Origin of the sequence: Marinifilum breve (genome assembly GCF_003202155.1) — a bacterium.
Lineage (GTDB): Bacteria > Bacteroidota > Bacteroidia > Bacteroidales > Marinifilaceae > Marinifilum > Marinifilum breve.
In genome coordinates this window covers 944,898-960,928 of record NZ_QFLI01000001.1, presented here as the reverse complement: position 1 = coordinate 960,928, position 16,031 = coordinate 944,898, and the positions used below count along the sequence as shown (strand labels likewise).

Genomic DNA, 16,031 nt, shown 5'->3' with positions numbered 1-16,031 from the left:
TATGAAATTTATTAAATATTTTTTCCTGATGATCCTTGCTGCAGCTTTTGTAGCATGCGATGACGATGAAAATCTGGGAGAGTCGAATATTGTGGTAGAAACCCAAATGAATGAAATTGACCAGTGGATTTTCAATAACCTGACAGAACCATATAATATCGAGGTGAAATACCGTTGGGATGATACTGAATTGGAAAATAAAAAGGTATTAACTGCCGCTGCTTTGGATAAGGTATTGCCATTTCTGAAAACCTTGAAGAAATCGTGGATTGAACCTTATGAAGAACTGGGTGGTGAAACATTTGTTAAGAGCTACATTCCTAAATTGATCATACTTGTAGGAAGTAGAAACTTGAATAATGATGGTACCATGGTACAAGGAACAGCTGAAGGTGGACGAAAAGTAGTCCTGTACCAAATCAACGAATTTGATCCGGAGTATCAGTCATCCAGTAAATCTTTCTTAAAAAGAATGCTTCACATTATGCATCATGAGTTTGGCCATATTTTGCACCAGGCAGTAATGTATCCAGATGAATTTAAATTGGTAACTCCTGGAGGATATACTTCTGCCTGGATGAATGTGAGCGATGAACAAGCTTTAAACGAAGGGTTCATTACTCCATATTCTAAATTGGATGTTGATGAAAACTTTGTAGAAACCATTGCTACCATTTTAACCAATAGTAATGATGAGTACGAAGCCATAATCAGCAGGGCATCAGCTTCAGGCCAGGAAATACTTCGCATTAAAGAAGAAATAGTAGTGAAGTATTTCGCTGATATTTGGAACATTGATATGTACGCTTTACAGGCTCATATTTACAAGGTAATCCAGGAAATGGATTTAGAAGAAGTTGCAGGTGAATAAATTACTTGCTTGATAATGAACCAAAACCTAAGCCATGTTACAAACATGAAATGCATGGCAGGTTTTATCAAATCTTTAGTTCATAAATCAAAAAATTAAAAAAATGAAGAATACATTTTTAATCATATTGGCATGCTTTTTTGCATTCACAGCTTGTGACAATGAGGTTGACGAAATCTTTGAGCAATCATCACAAGAAAGAGTCAATGCTGCAAAAATAGAATACAAAAAAATCTTAACCAGTTCGGAGAATGGTTGGCATATTGCAACTGTTCCTGGAGAAGAATTCATGGGAGAATTCAACGCTTATGCTGTATTTAAGGAAGATGGTATGGCCTATGTTGCAAACGACTTTAATCCTTATAACATAGAGAACAAGATTGATTCATCTCTGTATGAGATACGTTACACCCAAGGGATGACCATTACTTTCACAACCTTTTCACAAATGAATTATTTCTCAAATCCGAACAATAGCCGAGGAGAAGGAAGAGGTGGAGATATTGAATTATTGGTTAGAGAAATTTCGGAAGATAAAATTGTTTGTGAGGGTAAAGTAAATAAAGGAACCTACATCTTTACAAAAGCGAAATCGAAACTACATATTGATGCTTTGGATGAGGTGAAAGAAATGGAGGTAGCTTTAATTAAAAAAGCATACTTAAGCGATTATGCATTCCCATCCTTGTCTTTGGGCAATGGTAAAAAATATGGTTTTACATACAATTCATTGTATAGAGCTGTTATTATTGAAGATTACGTTGAGACTGCTGAGGGAATCCGAGTGGAAGAAACGATTCACAGAATAGGTTTTGATGGGGAAGGAATGTTCTTTATAGATCCTATTGTAGTAGGTAACGATGAAATTACACGTTTGAACTATGATGCTGAGGCAGATGAGTTCAAGACTCCAGCTGACCAGATAGAAGCTCAATTTGTTATTGAACCTTGGCCTCCTGTTCAGGTTAAGGGGATTGCACAAAGGTTTAGTAGAATGAGTTTTGGTATTGTTAATCGTTATGGAAAATCGGTAAAATCAATGGTTGAAGATTACAGAATGCTATATCCTGATTTTGAAGATTTGCAATTCTATAACGAGTCTTGGATGAGTGGATTAACCTTTAAATTTAAGCCTTACTATTTCCCATATGCCAAGTTTAAAGACAATAAAATAGATATTTTAGCTGACGATACTTTTAGGTTTGAGTTTGATAGGTATGTTGACAAATCAACACATCCTCATTTTACTTTAGAGGATAGAGTTGACAATCCTGAAGGACAGGCTCTAATTGAACTCTTCTTTGACGAAGGTGGATTTAAATTGTATACAACTGATTACAAATACTATTATGCCATTAGTGTTAATGATCCAACAAAATGGTTGATCATAGCAGCATTGCAGGTAAAATCTTAATAGTTATTGAGTTGAGTTTCCGGGATTAGTCTAGCTTGAATAATCCTGGAAACTTTAAAAAAAATCTCAAATTAAGTGTGATTAAAACTACATAATATCATTTGAACTAAATGATAAATGTAGATCCTATGTTCTTTTGTAAGCCCTAATTTTTTCCTATGCGTATCACTAAAAGCTTAAGCCTGACATTTCTAATGCTATTTCTGTGTTATTTGACTTATATTCTGACCTCAATACTAAACTCCTGGACGGAAGAATGGAAATCCTATTTTGCAGCCAGTTGTATTTCAATTGGAATTTTACTGTCCATACTTACCGTTGTGACGATAGTGAGAGACAAAACTTATGGTAATCCTAAAAAACTGAATGCTATATTAATGGGAGTTTTTGTAGGTATCCTTATTGTTTTATTGGAGCTGATTGGTTTCGAAAACGAGGTTTTATTTGCCTTGGTACCGTCAATCGCTCTAATTGTAAAATTTCTTGGTATTAAAATATCGCGTTTATTGGTATTCCTAAATCTAATTGATTTTGAGTGAGATCAAGATTAGAAAGTATTATGAAGTTAAAAGATTTAAATAAAAACAAAGCATTTTGGCTGATAAAAAAGACTTTGATAGCATCTGTTCTTATGCTGGTTGCAGATTATTGTTTTTTAAGCCAATCTTTGGATATAAGTGCCTATACGTTTGCACTAATTTATGGTGTACTCAGTACGGTTTGGGAGTTTTATTTCCCTGCTTACGGCAAAAGCAAAAATGAAGAGTAACCAATAAAATACAGGAGATCTTAATCCTACCTATACACTACATATACCCCACACTATATAGATCTCCTGTAATACCATTTATCATGACAGTTTATTGTTGGTTATAGACTGGTTAGTTTGTTCTGCAAGTACAAAATATTTTTAGGTAGTTGTGAACATGCTGTTGTTAGTGGCAACGAGTAGCTAATTTATTAGCTACTCGTTTTTGTGTGTATAATATTTTGTTGTAGAGTATAATAGGTGTTTTAATGTTTTACTTTTTGCAGATATTTGCAATAATGCAGCTTTACTATGAAGAATTGACCCTAAGATTATTCTGATTAAAATGTGTTATTTAGCATGTTTTCATAATTTTTAAGTGCTTTAAGCCCCATTCTTACTGGTATTCAGTTAATAATACCTGTGATGTTAATAAAAATGCTTGACAAATGTTATTGTATTGATTAATTTAATTGTATTGTTTTAAACAAGGAAGCCAAATGTTTAAAGCTGATATTAAATCAAATACTAATCAAACACATTTGTAATTATGGCAAACATGTTAAAAGCGTTAAATACGTTTAGACCTAAAATTAAACTTGCAAAAACTGCTGGAATGAAGCAGGTAGTTGAATTTATTGCATCCAGAACTGGATTGAACAAAGGGCAAATTCAAATGGTGTTAGCTGAGTTGGCCGACACTGTAATTTTCTTTAACAAGCAAGGGCAGGGTGTAAAATTGGAAGGTTTGGGTACTTACTTACCAAAAATTGATACCGAAGGTAAAATTTCTGTATCTCACAGGCTCGATCGCTACATCAAGAGTGCATTAAATGTAGAGGGAGGGTTTACTGGAAAGATCGAGAACCGAAAAAACATTGGCAAGAGTAAAGAAGAATTTATCGCCATGTGGAATGAAGCCCACCCTGATGATCCTATTTCTCTAAACTAAAAATAATCAAATCAAAAACGATTAATTAATAGGCATTTGGCTGTAATTTAATGCTGCTTCGGCAGCATTTTTTTTATGCCTGCAAGTGTAGAGAAAATTTCTAGGGCGGAAACCAATCGTTTCTAGGGCGGAAACCGATCAATACCGCACTAGAAACCGACCATTTCTAGGGCGGAAATTAATTGAGGAGGACTTCTTTCTTTTTTGCTTAGGTTAATTAAGGTTAAAATTTCAATTTTCATTCACACATTTTACCTTTTGATATGTCCTATCAATAAGAATTAGAATTAATATTGGTAATTACCACAAAATTTAACTGAAATGAAAAGAATATTAGGAGTAATGATAGCTGTATTTTTATGCACTAATGTATTTGCACAAGGAATTGAATTCGAGCATGGAACATTTGCTGAAGCTTTGGCAAAAGCAAAGAAAGAAAACAAAATGGTTTTCATGGATTGTTACACAACCTGGTGTGGTCCGTGTAAAATGTTGGCGAAAAAAGTATTTCCACAAAAAGAAGTGGGCGATTACTTTAATGCTCATTTCGTGAATGTTAAGATGGACATGGAAAAAGGAGAAGGAATCGAACTTCAAAAGAAATACGGAGTTAAGGCTTTCCCAACTCTATTGTTTATGGATGCAAACGGTAAGGTTCTTCATACTAAAGTTGGAGGAGCGGATGCTGCAGGTTTAATTGAAGAGGCTAAAATTGCAGGTGATCCTTCCAAACAAATTGGAGCTTTAGAGAAAAAATATGCTGAAGGCAATCGTGATCCTAAGTTTGTTGCGCAATATATAAAAGCATTGTATTCAGCTTACAAGCAAGAGGAGATGTTACCTGTTGGGAAAGATTTTATCGCAAACTGCCCGAAAGAAAAATTGGCTAATGTTGATGCCTTTACTGTGATTGCTTATTCTGAAGCTTTGGAATTTGGAAGCGAAGCTTACAAGTATATTATTGCCAACAAAGATAAGTTTATTGCCGCGGAAGGAATCGGTCAGGAGAATTATGATGGTGTTATTGGAGCTGCTGTGAACAAATATGTTTCTGGTGTTGCAACAACAGGAACAATTGATGAATTAAAATCAGCAATTGAAGCTGCTAAGAAAGACTTTACAACTCCTCAACAAAAAATGATGGAGGACAACTGGTACTCTACTTACTATTTGGCACACAAGGAGTATGAAACCTGGTTCAACAAGCAAATTTCATCGGCTAAGGAAGCTTTGAAGACAGATAAGAGAATGGGATCAAGCATTTTAATCAATACTACTTACCGTGTTGCAATGGATCCTGCTTTCGAAGGTGCTGGTATTTATGGAAAAGCAATTACCGTAGTCGAAGATTATATGAAAGAAGATAGTGAATTGCTTCCCGGATTTTACTGTTTGGCTTGTCTGTATAAAAAAGAGAATAATAAAGAGAAAGCATTGGAAAATATCAATGCATTTATCTCAAAAAATGCTGAAAAAGGTGGTAAAAACGACCAGCGTGTAATGGCATTAAAAGAAGAAATTGAAAAAATGTAATCAATAGATAATTTATTGATTATATTTAACAACTTTATAAGTGGTTTGACAAATCATACTAGGGGAGTCAAACCACTTTTACCCAATCAAAAAACAAAACTATAAACTGATCCGATGAAGTTAAAATTAAACCTACTAGTTGTCCTGGCTGCCATGCTGGGTATGTTTGCATGTAACAATGCCAAGAAAGAAACAAAATCAGGAATGATTTTGTCAGGTACCATTACTGGGGTTCCTGATGGTACAAAGATTGAATTGATGAATACTTCGGCAGGTATGAAAAAAGATACTGCCATTGTAAAGGAGGGAAAGTTTGAAATTAAGGGAAGCTTTGATGCTCCAACTCTTTGTTATATTGCTATTGCAGAAACTAACAATTATGCGCAAATCTATGTGGAAAATGCTCCTATTACACTAACTGCTGATGTGAAGGATTTTGCGAATATGAAAATAGAAGGTAGTAAAGAGCATGATACTTATGCAGTTTACCAGAAGGAAAGCAATGCAATTCGAGTAAAGTATAAAGATATCATGGCTCAGCTTTATAAGCCTGGTAATACCAAAGAGCAAGCTGAAGAATTAATGAAAAAGTTAGAACCTCAGCAAAAAGAAATTGATGCTTTAAATGAGAAGTTCATTAAGGAGTATCCTGCTTCTGCTCATGCTGCTAGCCTTGTGGTAAGAGAACTTTCTGGCAAGAATTACAAGGATGCACAAAAAATTGTTGCAGCAATGGATCCTCAACTTCAAAAGAATCCAACCATTGTGAATACTCTTGCAGAAATGGCTAAAAAAGGAGAGAAAGACGTTACCATTGAAGAGTTAATGGCCAATGTAAAGAATGTATCTTACCAGGTTGATAAGAAATTTAAAGGAGAAGCTTTAACAGATATCATTTACCTGGGAACATTTAAAAACAATAACATTTGTGCGTTAAAGAAAGATGGTAGCATTCAGGTAATTGATTCAAATGGAAAAGTATTAAAAACGATGAAACCTACTTTTAATGGTCAGGCTTCATCATTAGCCATTGATACTGATAACAACATTTATTTGTTATGTGCTATTCAGGAAGAAGTAGTGAAGAAAGTACGTGGTAGAAAGATAAAAAGAATGATGCCTAAATCAGTAGAGTGTGTTGTTCTTGACGAAAATGGTAAGGAAAAAGCTAAATATGCATTGAAAGATGTAATTACAGCAACTGGAGCAAGAATAATTGACAACAAACTTGTGGTTGCAGATTATAGAGGTGCAAAACTTGCCATGTTTAATAAAACAAACGGAGAGGCTGGCCCTGTAATGAAGGATATGCGTCCATGTTGTGGTATTCTTGATTTCTCAGTAAATGCAAAGAATGAAATTTTGGTTGCTAACCTGGGAGCTTTCCGTGTGCAAGGATTTAACTTTTCTGGTGAAAGTATTTTGACATTCGGTCAGAGAGGTAAAACATTGAATGATTTCCACGGATGTTGTAATCCTGTTTCTGTAGCTTCATTAAATAGTGGTGCTATTGTAACGGTTGAGAAAGATCCTACACGTATTAAGGTATACAGCAGCGCTGGTGCAAAGCAAATTGCAGGAATCGAAGAATTGGTGAAAGGATGTTCGTACATTCCAATGATTACTGATGCTAAGGATAACCTTTATTTGGCTTCAGCTGAAAAAGGAATTGTTAAGTGTGTATCAGTGAACTAAAATTGATAAGAAAACTTAAACTGTAAGAGTCATTTTTTACAAATGACTCTTTTTTTTTGCTTTTTTTTCACCCTATTCCCTCATTTGATTGTCTATATAATAGAAGCGAAAAAGAGGGAGAGTGTGTCATGATTAACGTAGAATACAGACCAGAGAGTGATTTAATGGATGTCGTGTTGACTGGAAAAATTCAATTCGCTCAAATGAAAGAGTATTGTTTGAACCTTTTACGAGGAGTTAGTACACCCAATTGCATCAGAATATTAGAAGATGCAAGTTCGGCAGAATTGCAATATGATATTGATGATGCTGAGAATTTGGGATCGATTATAGAATCTGAATTGGGACAAAAATTAATTGTAAGACATGCCTTGATCAGAAGAAATCCATTGGATACAGCATTTGGAATGATTCGTGTTCAAAGCAATTCTTGTGATCGTTACCAGTTAAAGGTATTTTCTACTCCAGAAAATGGAAGACATTGGTTATTGAATGAGAATTAAAGTTTGTAACTATTAACACCTATATAAATTACTTTTTACAAAGTGAATGTTGGCAGGTATTTTTGTCAGATTTAATACTTGCGTCATATTAAATGGCCAAATCATTTTAATGATTTGGCTTATTTTTTTGTATTGATTTTATCTGTGAAAACTTCATGAGTTCTATTTAGATACAATCTACCTAATCTGTTTTTATTCCAATTTATTTCACGAAAATTAATTTGAAAGAAATGTTTGTATGTGTTGATAATGTTGATTCTACGGCTTTTTGAAGTGTCTGAGGTTGGAGTTGTTTTTGGTATAATTATTCAGTCTACAAATACATCCTAAAGCTAAGGATTGGATATTGCAAAATATATTTTTTAAAGACATACTTTGTAATGCTATGTATGATGTATATCTTTGTATTGTGAGATTTATTAAAATCTTCGTTAAGCTGAATAAAAAGATATTGAAATAAGAAGACTCATCATGAATAAGAATAGATCCAAGGAATATGATGTAATAATCATCGGAGGGGGAGCAACAGGTGCAGGGACAGCGCGGGATTGTGCGATGAGAGGATTAAGTGTATTGCTAGTAGAACGTCATGATTTTGCCACTGGTGCGACAGGAAGAAATCATGGTTTATTACATAGTGGAGCCAGATATGCAGTAACCGATCATGAATCGGCTGCTGAATGTATTGAGGAAAACATGATTCTCCGAAAGATTGCAAACCATTGCATCGAAGAGAACAATGGACTATTTCTTACACTACCAGAAGATGATATTGCATTTCAATCTCAATTTGTAGATGCTTGTTCAAGTGCAGGAATTTCAACAGAAATTATAGATCCTAAGTTGGCACTTCGTATGGAGCCATCAGCAAATCCAGATATAATTGGAGCAGTTAAAGTACCTGACGGATCGGTTGACCCTTTCCGTTTGACCATGTCAAATGCATTAGATGCCAAATTGCATGGCGCTGAAATTTTAACTCAGCACGAGGTTATTGACATTCTTAAAGATCAAGATCGTGTGAATGGTGTAGAATTATTCGATCACGCAAAAAAGGAAAAAGTAAAATATTACGGAAAAATTGTTTGTAATGCTGCTGGAATTTGGGGACATAATATTGCCAAGTTTGCCGGAGTTAACATCAATATGTTTCCTGCAAAAGGTTCTCTTCTAATTTTTGGTCATCGTGTGAATAAGATGGTTTTGAACAGATGTAGAAAACCTGCCAATGCAGATATTCTTGTTCCGGGAGATACCATTTGTTTGATTGGAACCACATCAGAACGAATTCCTATTGAGGAGATAGATAATATGTATGTTTCCAAGGATGATGTAGATGTGTTGATAAGAGAAGGAGTTAAGCTTTCTCCATCTCTGGCAACAACACGTATCCTTCGTGCTTATGCAGGAGTTCGTCCATTGGTTGCAGCAGATAATGATCCTAGTGGTAGAAGTATTAGTCGTGGTATTGTACTAATGGATCACAAGGAAAGAGATGGCTTGGAAGGTTTCATTACGATTACTGGTGGTAAGCTAATGACATATCGCTTAATGGCTGAAGAAGCTACAGATTTGATATGTAAAAAATTAGATGTTGATAAGAAATGTGAAACTGCCAACATTCCATTGCCAGGATCAGACAAAAGTGATGAAACATTAAATAACGTAAGCCAGAAAGTTTATTCAGTAAATGGTATTACTCAGAAATCAGCAAAGGATAGACATGGATCATTGGCTCATAAAATTGCCAAAGGCGATGAGAATGAAGATTCAATGGTTTGCGAATGCGAAGGAGTTTCGATTGGGGAAGTAAAGTATGCAATTAACGAATTGCATGTGAATAACCTGATAGATTTACGCCGCAGAACTCGTGTTGGAATGGGAACTTGCCAAGGTGAATTGTGTGCTTGTCGTGCAGCAGGTCTTCTTTGTGAATCAATGGAAGAAGCAGGGAAAGCAAAAGATGATTTGGCGAACTTTCTTCAAGAAAGATGGAAAGGAATGTCGCCAATTGCATGGGGAGAAACGATTAATGAAATTCAATTTACATCTTGGATTTACGAAGGGATATACGGATTGAAACCAGATAACAATTAAGCAAGAGTATGAAATTCGATAACATTATAATAGGTGGTGGGTTAAGCGGACTCACATGTGGAATTAAATTGGCGGAGCAGGGAAAAAAATGTGCGATTGTTTCATCTGGTCAAAGTGCGATTCATTTCTTTTCGGGTTCCTTCGATTTATTGAGTAAGGTAAATGAGGAAGAGGTTACAAATCCATTGGAAAGCATGAAAGCCTTGCCTGATACTCACCCATATAAAAGAGTAGGATTAGATAAAATAGAACGATTAACAAATGATGCTTTACATTTGCTGGTTCGTTCTGGTTTGAATTTAACAGGTCAAGCCGATAGAAATCACTTTACATTAACACCTATGGGTGTAATGAAACCAACTTGGTTGACATTAAGTGATTTTACCAGTTTCGATAATAAGGACAGTTTCCCATGGAAGAAAGCGGTTATCTTAAACTTTAGTGGATTTCTTGATTTTCATACACTCTTTATTAAAGATGGATTGAAAAAGTTTGATGTTCAAGCACAAATCAAGAATGTTTCGATGAAACAGTTTGAAGCAATTCGTAAAAATCCTAGCGAAATGCGTTCAACCAATATTGCAAAAGAATTCGATAAGGAAAATGCCATTGATGAATTTGCACAGAAAGCAAATGTTCTTAGTGATGGATTTGATGTGGTGATTCTTCCTGCAGTATTTGGATTATTTAATAAGACTATCGCAGATAAACTAAAAGAGAAAATCGAAAAGCCAGTTCTTTTGTTACCAGCCATACCACCTTCGGTTCCAGGTATTCGAACTCAGATTACATTGCGTGAAAGATTTCAGGAATTGGGAGGAACCTACCTGTTGGGAGATAATGTTGAAGAAGGAGTATTTGAGAATGGTAGATTGTTGGAAATCAGAACCAATAATCATGGGGATATAAAATTTGAAGCTGACCAATTCATTTTGGCTAGCGGAAGTTTTTACAGTAAAGGAATTGTGGCAACTCACGATAAATTATATGAGCCAATTTTTGGTTTAGATATTGAAGGCGATAGCGATCGTGAAAAATGGTTTGATGAAAAGATCTTTAATGATCAGGCGTTTATGCGTTATGGTGTAAAAACTGATCAGAACTTTAGGGCGATGATGAATGGTGAACCTGTAGAAAATTTATATGTGGCAGGTTCTGTGTTAGGAGGAGCAAATCCTCTTAAAGAAGGAAGTGGAGCAGGTATAAGTTTACTTACATCTCTTCATGCGGCTGAACAAATTTTAAAATAACAGGACAATGAAAAAGGAAATATTTGAACCATATAACGTTAGTGATAACAACTTTGAACAATGTGTCAAATGTACAATCTGTACCGTTTATTGTCCGGTATTGGAAGTAAATCCTGATTACCCTGGGCCGAAACAATCCGGACCAGATGGTGAGAGAATGCGATTAAAAGATCCTGAGTTTTATGATGAGGCTTTAAAGCTGTGTTTAAATTGTAAGCGTTGCGAAGTTGCCTGTCCGTCAGGAGTTAAAATTGGAGATATTATTCAATCAGCTCGCATAAAATACAGCAAAAGCAAGCCAAAGCTGCGAGATATGATTCTTGCAAATACCGATATTGTGGGAACCATGGCAAGTACATTTGCTCCAATTGTGAATACAGCAGTTGCACTTAAGCCTGTTCGTAAAGTAATGGATAGTGTACTAAAGATCGATCATCATCGTATGTTTCCAAAGTATACAGGTTTACGTTTTGAAACCTGGTATCGCAGATATGCAGAAAAAAAACAGCAGGAGTTCGATAAGCATGTTAGTTATTTCCACGGTTGCTATGTGAATTATAATTTCCCTCAGCAAGGTAAAGATCTCATTAAGGTAATGAATGCTGCAGGTTATGGAGTTCATCTTTTGGAGAAGGAAAAATGTTGCGGTGTTGCATTAATTTCTAATGGATTAATCAAGCAAGCAACCAAACAAGCCAAGCACAATGTTGAGGCATTCAAGAAATCAATTGTAGATAAAAAGATGCCTGTAATCTCAACATCATCAACTTGTATATTTACAATTCGAGATGAATATCCTCATTTATTGGGAGTAAAAAATGAGGAAATAAGAAATGATAGTGAACTGGCAACTCGCTTCTTATTCCGTTTGATTGATGAAGGGAAATTGAATTTGGTATTTAAAAAGAATTACAAGAAAAGAATTGCATATCATACACCTTGTCATATGGAAAAGTTAGGTTGGTCTATTTATTCCACTTCGCTTCTAAAAATGATACCAGGTGTTGAATTGGTTCAGCTTGAATCGCAATGCTGTGGGATAGCAGGGACTTATGGATTTAAGAAAGAGAATTATCAAACATCTCAGGAAGTAGGTAAACCTTTATTCAATCAGATAGAAAATTCTAAAGTTGATTTTGTTGCTACGGATTGTGAAACCTGTAAATGGCAAATAGAAATGTCAACTTCTAGTAAGGTTCATCATCCAATATCCATTCTGGCAGAAGCAATAGATGTTGAAGCTACAATGAAACTATGGCAAAAGTAAGCGTATAGTTTAGAACAAAATATTTTATTTTTAAGTTAGGTTAATGCCGCGATTATTGGATCATTTCGATTCACTGATTGCGGCATCTTTTTTGCATGTAAATATTCTTTTAAATTTTATACTGATATACAGGCTTGGATTAGGCAAAAAATAGGAGAATCCCTACTTGTGAAATTCAATGTGGTAATCTATTTTTACCGCCCAATATTGCGGACAACAATACCTTAAAATAAAACTAAACAAAGAATTAAAATGAGTGCAGAACAAGTGAGTACGGGAAAAGAAAAGTTCTCAAGAGCTTTTTGGGTGGCCAACTCTGTTGAGCTTTTAGAGAGAGCAGCATACTATGGAGTTTTTATTGTAATAACCATATATCTTTCAAGAATATTAGGCTTTACAGATATTGAAGCTGCAATGATATCAGGTCTGTTTTCAGCTGGTTTGTATCTTTTGCCAACATTTAGTGGAGCTTTAGCTGATAAAATGGGTTTTAGAAAAGCCTTGCTATTGGCTTTCACATTACTAAGTATTGGTTATGCAGGATTAGCGATTTTACCAACCATGTTGGAAGCTGCTGGTTTGGTTGAATATACTGAAGTAACCAAGTTTACTGGATTAGAAAAAACAAGTTGGAAATGGATGATTGTACCAATTGTGATTGTGATAATGATTGGAGGATCGTTCATTAAATCCGTAATTACAGGTACTGTAGCCAAAGAAACCACAGAGTCGAATCGTGCGAAAGGATTTTCTATTTTTTACATGATGGTAAACATCGGTTCATTCTCGGGGAAAACCATTGTGAAGCCATTGCGTGAAGCCATGGGGAATGAAGGTTTGGTAAACCTGAATTTTTTCTCAGCAGCGATGACTTTGGCAGCAGTATTTGCTGTGTTCTTCTTCTTTAAAACTTCGAAAACAGAGGGTGAAGGAAAATCATTAGGAGAAATTTGGCAAGCATTAACAAGGGTAGTAGCAAATGGTCGTTTGGTAGCATTAATCTTAATCGTTACCGGATTCTGGATGGTGCAGCATCAATTGTATGCAACCATGCCAAAATATGTTTTGCGTATGGCCGGTGAAGGTGCATCTCCATCGTGGTATGCAAATGTAAACCCATTGGTTGTAGTTCTTTCGGTAGGACTGATTACTCAATTAATGGCAAAACGTACTGCACTACTATCTATGACCATTGGAATGTTTATAATGCCGGTTTCAGCACTATGTATGGCAGCAGGTAACTTACTAAGTGTAGATTCTGTTGATTTGGGATTATTTAGTATGCACCCAGTGGCATTCATGATGATTGTTGGTATTGTATTCCAAGGATTAGCAGAATCGTTTATCTCACCTCGATTTCTGGAGTATTTTTCATTGCAAGCTCCTAAAGGGGAAGAGGGTTTGTATTTAGGATTTAGTCACTTGCACTCATTTGTATCTTCCATTTTAGGATTTGGATTATCAGGTATTCTTTTAACGAAGTATTGTCCTGATCCAATATTATTTAAAACCAGAGCTGAATGGGAAGTGGCATCGGCAAATGCACATTACATTTGGTACTATTTTGTAGGAATTGCTGCGGTATCGGCAATTGCATTAATTGTGTATGGAAGAGTAACCAAGAAATTGGATGCCCAAAAAGCTGCATAGTAAAAGCAAAATACAATAAATCAAAAACCGTCTCAATTGAGGCGGTTTTTTTGTTTTGTAACATTTGTCGATGTATTCTGATGATACAATACAATACGAGTTGCGTACTTCATGGAAAAGCTAGAATAAAGAAAAGTGTGGTGAACAGAAAGTATAGTGTTGATGAAATAAATTGAATTCGGATAAGATTAACGAAGCTATAGTTGATGTAAATTAAATAGAAATGGTTGAATATTAGTAAGAAGAAAGTCAGGAAGTAAGTACTGAGCTTGAATGAAATTGTCATGTCATTTTAATTTGAAATTTTCACTTTCTAAGATTTTTTGCATCTTTGACCAACCTATATTAACCACTTAAGAAAACTTAACCCTTGAAAAATCATACCCAAAATATTGATTTTCTAATTCGTAGATTATCGGTTGATTCTGATGAACGTGCTTTGGATGAACTCTTTCATATTTATTACGACAGGCTTTTAACCGCTTCTTTTGTGTTGGTGAAAAGCAAAGATTTGGCAGAGGAAGTTGTTGCAGATGTATTTTATCAAGTCTGGCAGAACAGAGCGAAATTACAAGATGTAAAGAATCTGGATAATTATTTATTCATTAGTGTAAAGAATCGTTCATTAAATTGTATCAATAAAGAACAAAAGGTTGGCAAAGATTCTATTGATGAGAAGGTTTCCAATAAATTAAGCGAAGACAACACAGCCGAAGATGTAATTATTGCAAAGGAATTACAGGATAAGATTACCCATAGCATTGAAAGTTTACCTCCTAAGTGTAAAGAAGTTTTTCTTTTAATTCGTTTCGAGGGTATGAAATATAAAGAAGTGGCTGAAAAACTAAAAGTATCAGTAAATACTGTTGATACACAAATGGGTATTGCCATTAAAAAGCTAGCAGAAATGATTGGTTATAAGGGAAAAATGAAAAAAAGATAATTTTTTTTCATTTTTTTTTAGTGGAAGCTTAAAAAAATACTGTCTTAAAATTGAACTACAAGAATATAATGACGGAAATGAATAAAATAAATCAATTAATAGCAAAGCATTTTGCTGGTGAAATCTCTGATAAAGAGGCAAGTCAATTGGGGGATTGGCTTAAAGCTTCAGCAGAGAATGAAAAGCTATTCAATGATTTAAAAGGGGAGTGGGAGAATCTGGAATTGAAAAGCTCAATTTCAGATAGATTTCGTGTTTTAAATAAAGTGAAGGCTAGGATTGAAGCGGAGGAAAAACAAGATGTTAAAGTTGTTAGAAATTTATTTAATAGCTCTTGGTACAGAATAGCAGCTTCTGTAATTGTTTTGATTTCGATTTCTGCAATTTCATGGGATCAAATTCAAAATCCTTTTTCAATCATAAACACATTGGGTTATGAGGTTTCGACTTGCGATGCCGGAGATCAAAAAGAAATTTTGCTTTCTGATGGGAGTCAAGTTTTTTTGAACGGAGATAGCCGAGTGAAATATAAAAAGAACTTAGCAGGAGAAGAGAGAAATGTGTATTTACAAGGAGAAGCTTTCTTTGATGTTGCCAGAAATGAGCAAAAACCTTTTGTTATTGGTTTAAAGAAGGCAGAAGTGAAAGTGTTGGGAACATCGTTTAATGTGAAAGCATATCCAGAAGATGAAAAGATGGAAACATCGGTGTTAACTGGGAAAGTAGCTTTTAAACGCACTGAAGGATTTTTGAATAGAAATCAGGAAAGTATGTATTTGGTTCCAGGTGAAAAAGGAGTTGTTGATCGTAGTAACAAATCGATTGATAAGTTGCATGTGGATAATAAACTTGATGTGGCTTGGATGAATAAAGACTTACACTTTGAAAATACCTCTTTATTAGAGATAACCAGAACCTTATATAGAATGTATGGTGTGAATTTTAAATTTATGGATGGCAGTCTGAAAGATTTAAAAATCACAGCAAATTTCGAAAATGAAAAATTGGAAGAAGTCATCAAGATTCTTGAAATGACCAGTGAATTTTCATATAAAATGGAGAATAACTTGGTTACCTTAGGAGCAAAAGGTGATTTTTGATGGACTAG

At 34.9% G+C, this 16,031-nt stretch carries 14 protein-coding genes; all 14 read left to right on the top strand.

What is annotated here, in order from left to right; translation table 11 throughout:
- The first annotated feature begins 1 nt into the window (after position 1).
- Positions 2–871 carry a zinc-binding metallopeptidase gene (locus tag DF185_RS03845; RefSeq protein ID WP_110359381.1) on the top strand — a complete coding sequence of 290 codons (870 nt, stop codon included), beginning with the start codon at positions 2–4 and terminating at the stop codon, positions 869–871.
- Between the two features lie 103 nt (positions 872–974).
- Positions 975–2,285 (top strand): DUF4302 domain-containing protein, encoded by a 1,311-nt coding sequence (locus DF185_RS03840; RefSeq protein ID WP_110359380.1) that lies wholly within the window; start codon positions 975–977, stop codon positions 2,283–2,285.
- 158 nt (positions 2,286–2,443) lie between these two features.
- Positions 2,444–2,824: a hypothetical protein gene (locus tag DF185_RS03835; protein ID WP_110359379.1), complete on the top strand. Its 381-nt coding sequence runs from the start codon at positions 2,444–2,446 to the stop codon at positions 2,822–2,824.
- Positions 2,825–2,844: 20 nt separating this feature from the next.
- A complete protein-coding gene (locus tag DF185_RS03830) occupies positions 2,845–3,054 on the top strand; it encodes a hypothetical protein (protein ID WP_110359378.1) in 210 nt (69 codons plus the stop codon).
- Positions 3,055–3,583: 529 nt separating this feature from the next.
- Entirely contained in the window at positions 3,584–3,985 is a 402-nt protein-coding gene (locus DF185_RS03825) for an HU family DNA-binding protein (RefSeq protein ID WP_110359377.1), read from the top strand.
- Between the two features lie 321 nt (positions 3,986–4,306).
- Positions 4,307–5,518: a thioredoxin fold domain-containing protein gene (locus DF185_RS03820; RefSeq protein WP_110359376.1), complete on the top strand. Its 1,212-nt coding sequence runs from the start codon at positions 4,307–4,309 to the stop codon at positions 5,516–5,518.
- A gap of 114 nt (positions 5,519–5,632) precedes the next feature.
- Positions 5,633–7,213: a DUF4369 domain-containing protein gene (locus DF185_RS03815; protein ID WP_110359375.1), complete on the top strand. Its 1,581-nt coding sequence runs from the start codon at positions 5,633–5,635 to the stop codon at positions 7,211–7,213.
- A 128-nt stretch (positions 7,214–7,341) separates the two neighbouring features.
- Entirely contained in the window at positions 7,342–7,716 is a 375-nt protein-coding gene (locus tag DF185_RS03810) for a hypothetical protein (protein WP_110359374.1), read from the top strand.
- A 471-nt stretch (positions 7,717–8,187) separates the two neighbouring features.
- A complete protein-coding gene (gene glpA / locus DF185_RS03805; RefSeq protein WP_110359373.1) occupies positions 8,188–9,813 on the top strand; it encodes an anaerobic glycerol-3-phosphate dehydrogenase subunit A in 1,626 nt (541 codons plus the stop codon).
- 8 nt (positions 9,814–9,821) lie between these two features.
- Positions 9,822–11,063: a glycerol-3-phosphate dehydrogenase subunit GlpB gene (gene glpB, locus DF185_RS03800; RefSeq protein WP_110359372.1), complete on the top strand. Its 1,242-nt coding sequence runs from the start codon at positions 9,822–9,824 to the stop codon at positions 11,061–11,063.
- 7 nt (positions 11,064–11,070) lie between these two features.
- A complete protein-coding gene (gene glpC, locus DF185_RS03795) occupies positions 11,071–12,330 on the top strand; it encodes an anaerobic glycerol-3-phosphate dehydrogenase subunit GlpC (protein WP_110359371.1) in 1,260 nt (419 codons plus the stop codon).
- 252 nt (positions 12,331–12,582) lie between these two features.
- A complete protein-coding gene (locus DF185_RS03790) occupies positions 12,583–13,980 on the top strand; it encodes an MFS transporter (RefSeq protein WP_110359370.1) in 1,398 nt (465 codons plus the stop codon).
- 370 nt (positions 13,981–14,350) lie between these two features.
- Positions 14,351–14,923: an RNA polymerase sigma-70 factor gene (locus tag DF185_RS03785; RefSeq protein ID WP_110359369.1), complete on the top strand. Its 573-nt coding sequence runs from the start codon at positions 14,351–14,353 to the stop codon at positions 14,921–14,923.
- Between the two features lie 77 nt (positions 14,924–15,000).
- Positions 15,001–16,023 carry a FecR family protein gene (locus tag DF185_RS03780; RefSeq protein ID WP_165835936.1) on the top strand — a complete coding sequence of 341 codons (1,023 nt, stop codon included), beginning with the start codon at positions 15,001–15,003 and terminating at the stop codon, positions 16,021–16,023.
- Positions 16,024–16,031: the final 8 nt, after the last annotated feature.

Excerpts from the sequence above, each read along its gene's own strand:
- DF185_RS03845 (WP_110359381.1), top strand. The coding sequence starts at position 2 with ATGAAATTTATTAAATATTTTTTCCTGATGATCCTTGCTGCAGCTTTT.
- DF185_RS03840 (WP_110359380.1), top strand. The coding sequence starts at position 975 with ATGAAGAATACATTTTTAATCATATTGGCATGCTTTTTTGCATTCACA.
- DF185_RS03835 (WP_110359379.1), top strand. The coding sequence starts at position 2,444 with ATGCGTATCACTAAAAGCTTAAGCCTGACATTTCTAATGCTATTTCTG.
- DF185_RS03830 (WP_110359378.1), top strand. The coding sequence starts at position 2,845 with ATGAAGTTAAAAGATTTAAATAAAAACAAAGCATTTTGGCTGATAAAA.
- DF185_RS03825 (WP_110359377.1), top strand. The coding sequence starts at position 3,584 with ATGGCAAACATGTTAAAAGCGTTAAATACGTTTAGACCTAAAATTAAA.
- DF185_RS03820 (WP_110359376.1), top strand. The coding sequence starts at position 4,307 with ATGAAAAGAATATTAGGAGTAATGATAGCTGTATTTTTATGCACTAAT.
- DF185_RS03815 (WP_110359375.1), top strand. The coding sequence starts at position 5,633 with ATGAAGTTAAAATTAAACCTACTAGTTGTCCTGGCTGCCATGCTGGGT.
- DF185_RS03810 (WP_110359374.1), top strand. The coding sequence starts at position 7,342 with ATGATTAACGTAGAATACAGACCAGAGAGTGATTTAATGGATGTCGTG.
- glpA (WP_110359373.1), top strand. The coding sequence starts at position 8,188 with ATGAATAAGAATAGATCCAAGGAATATGATGTAATAATCATCGGAGGG.
- glpB (WP_110359372.1), top strand. The coding sequence starts at position 9,822 with ATGAAATTCGATAACATTATAATAGGTGGTGGGTTAAGCGGACTCACA.
- glpC (WP_110359371.1), top strand. The coding sequence starts at position 11,071 with ATGAAAAAGGAAATATTTGAACCATATAACGTTAGTGATAACAACTTT.
- DF185_RS03790 (WP_110359370.1), top strand. The coding sequence starts at position 12,583 with ATGAGTGCAGAACAAGTGAGTACGGGAAAAGAAAAGTTCTCAAGAGCT.
- DF185_RS03780 (WP_165835936.1), top strand. The coding sequence starts at position 15,001 with ATGAATAAAATAAATCAATTAATAGCAAAGCATTTTGCTGGTGAAATC.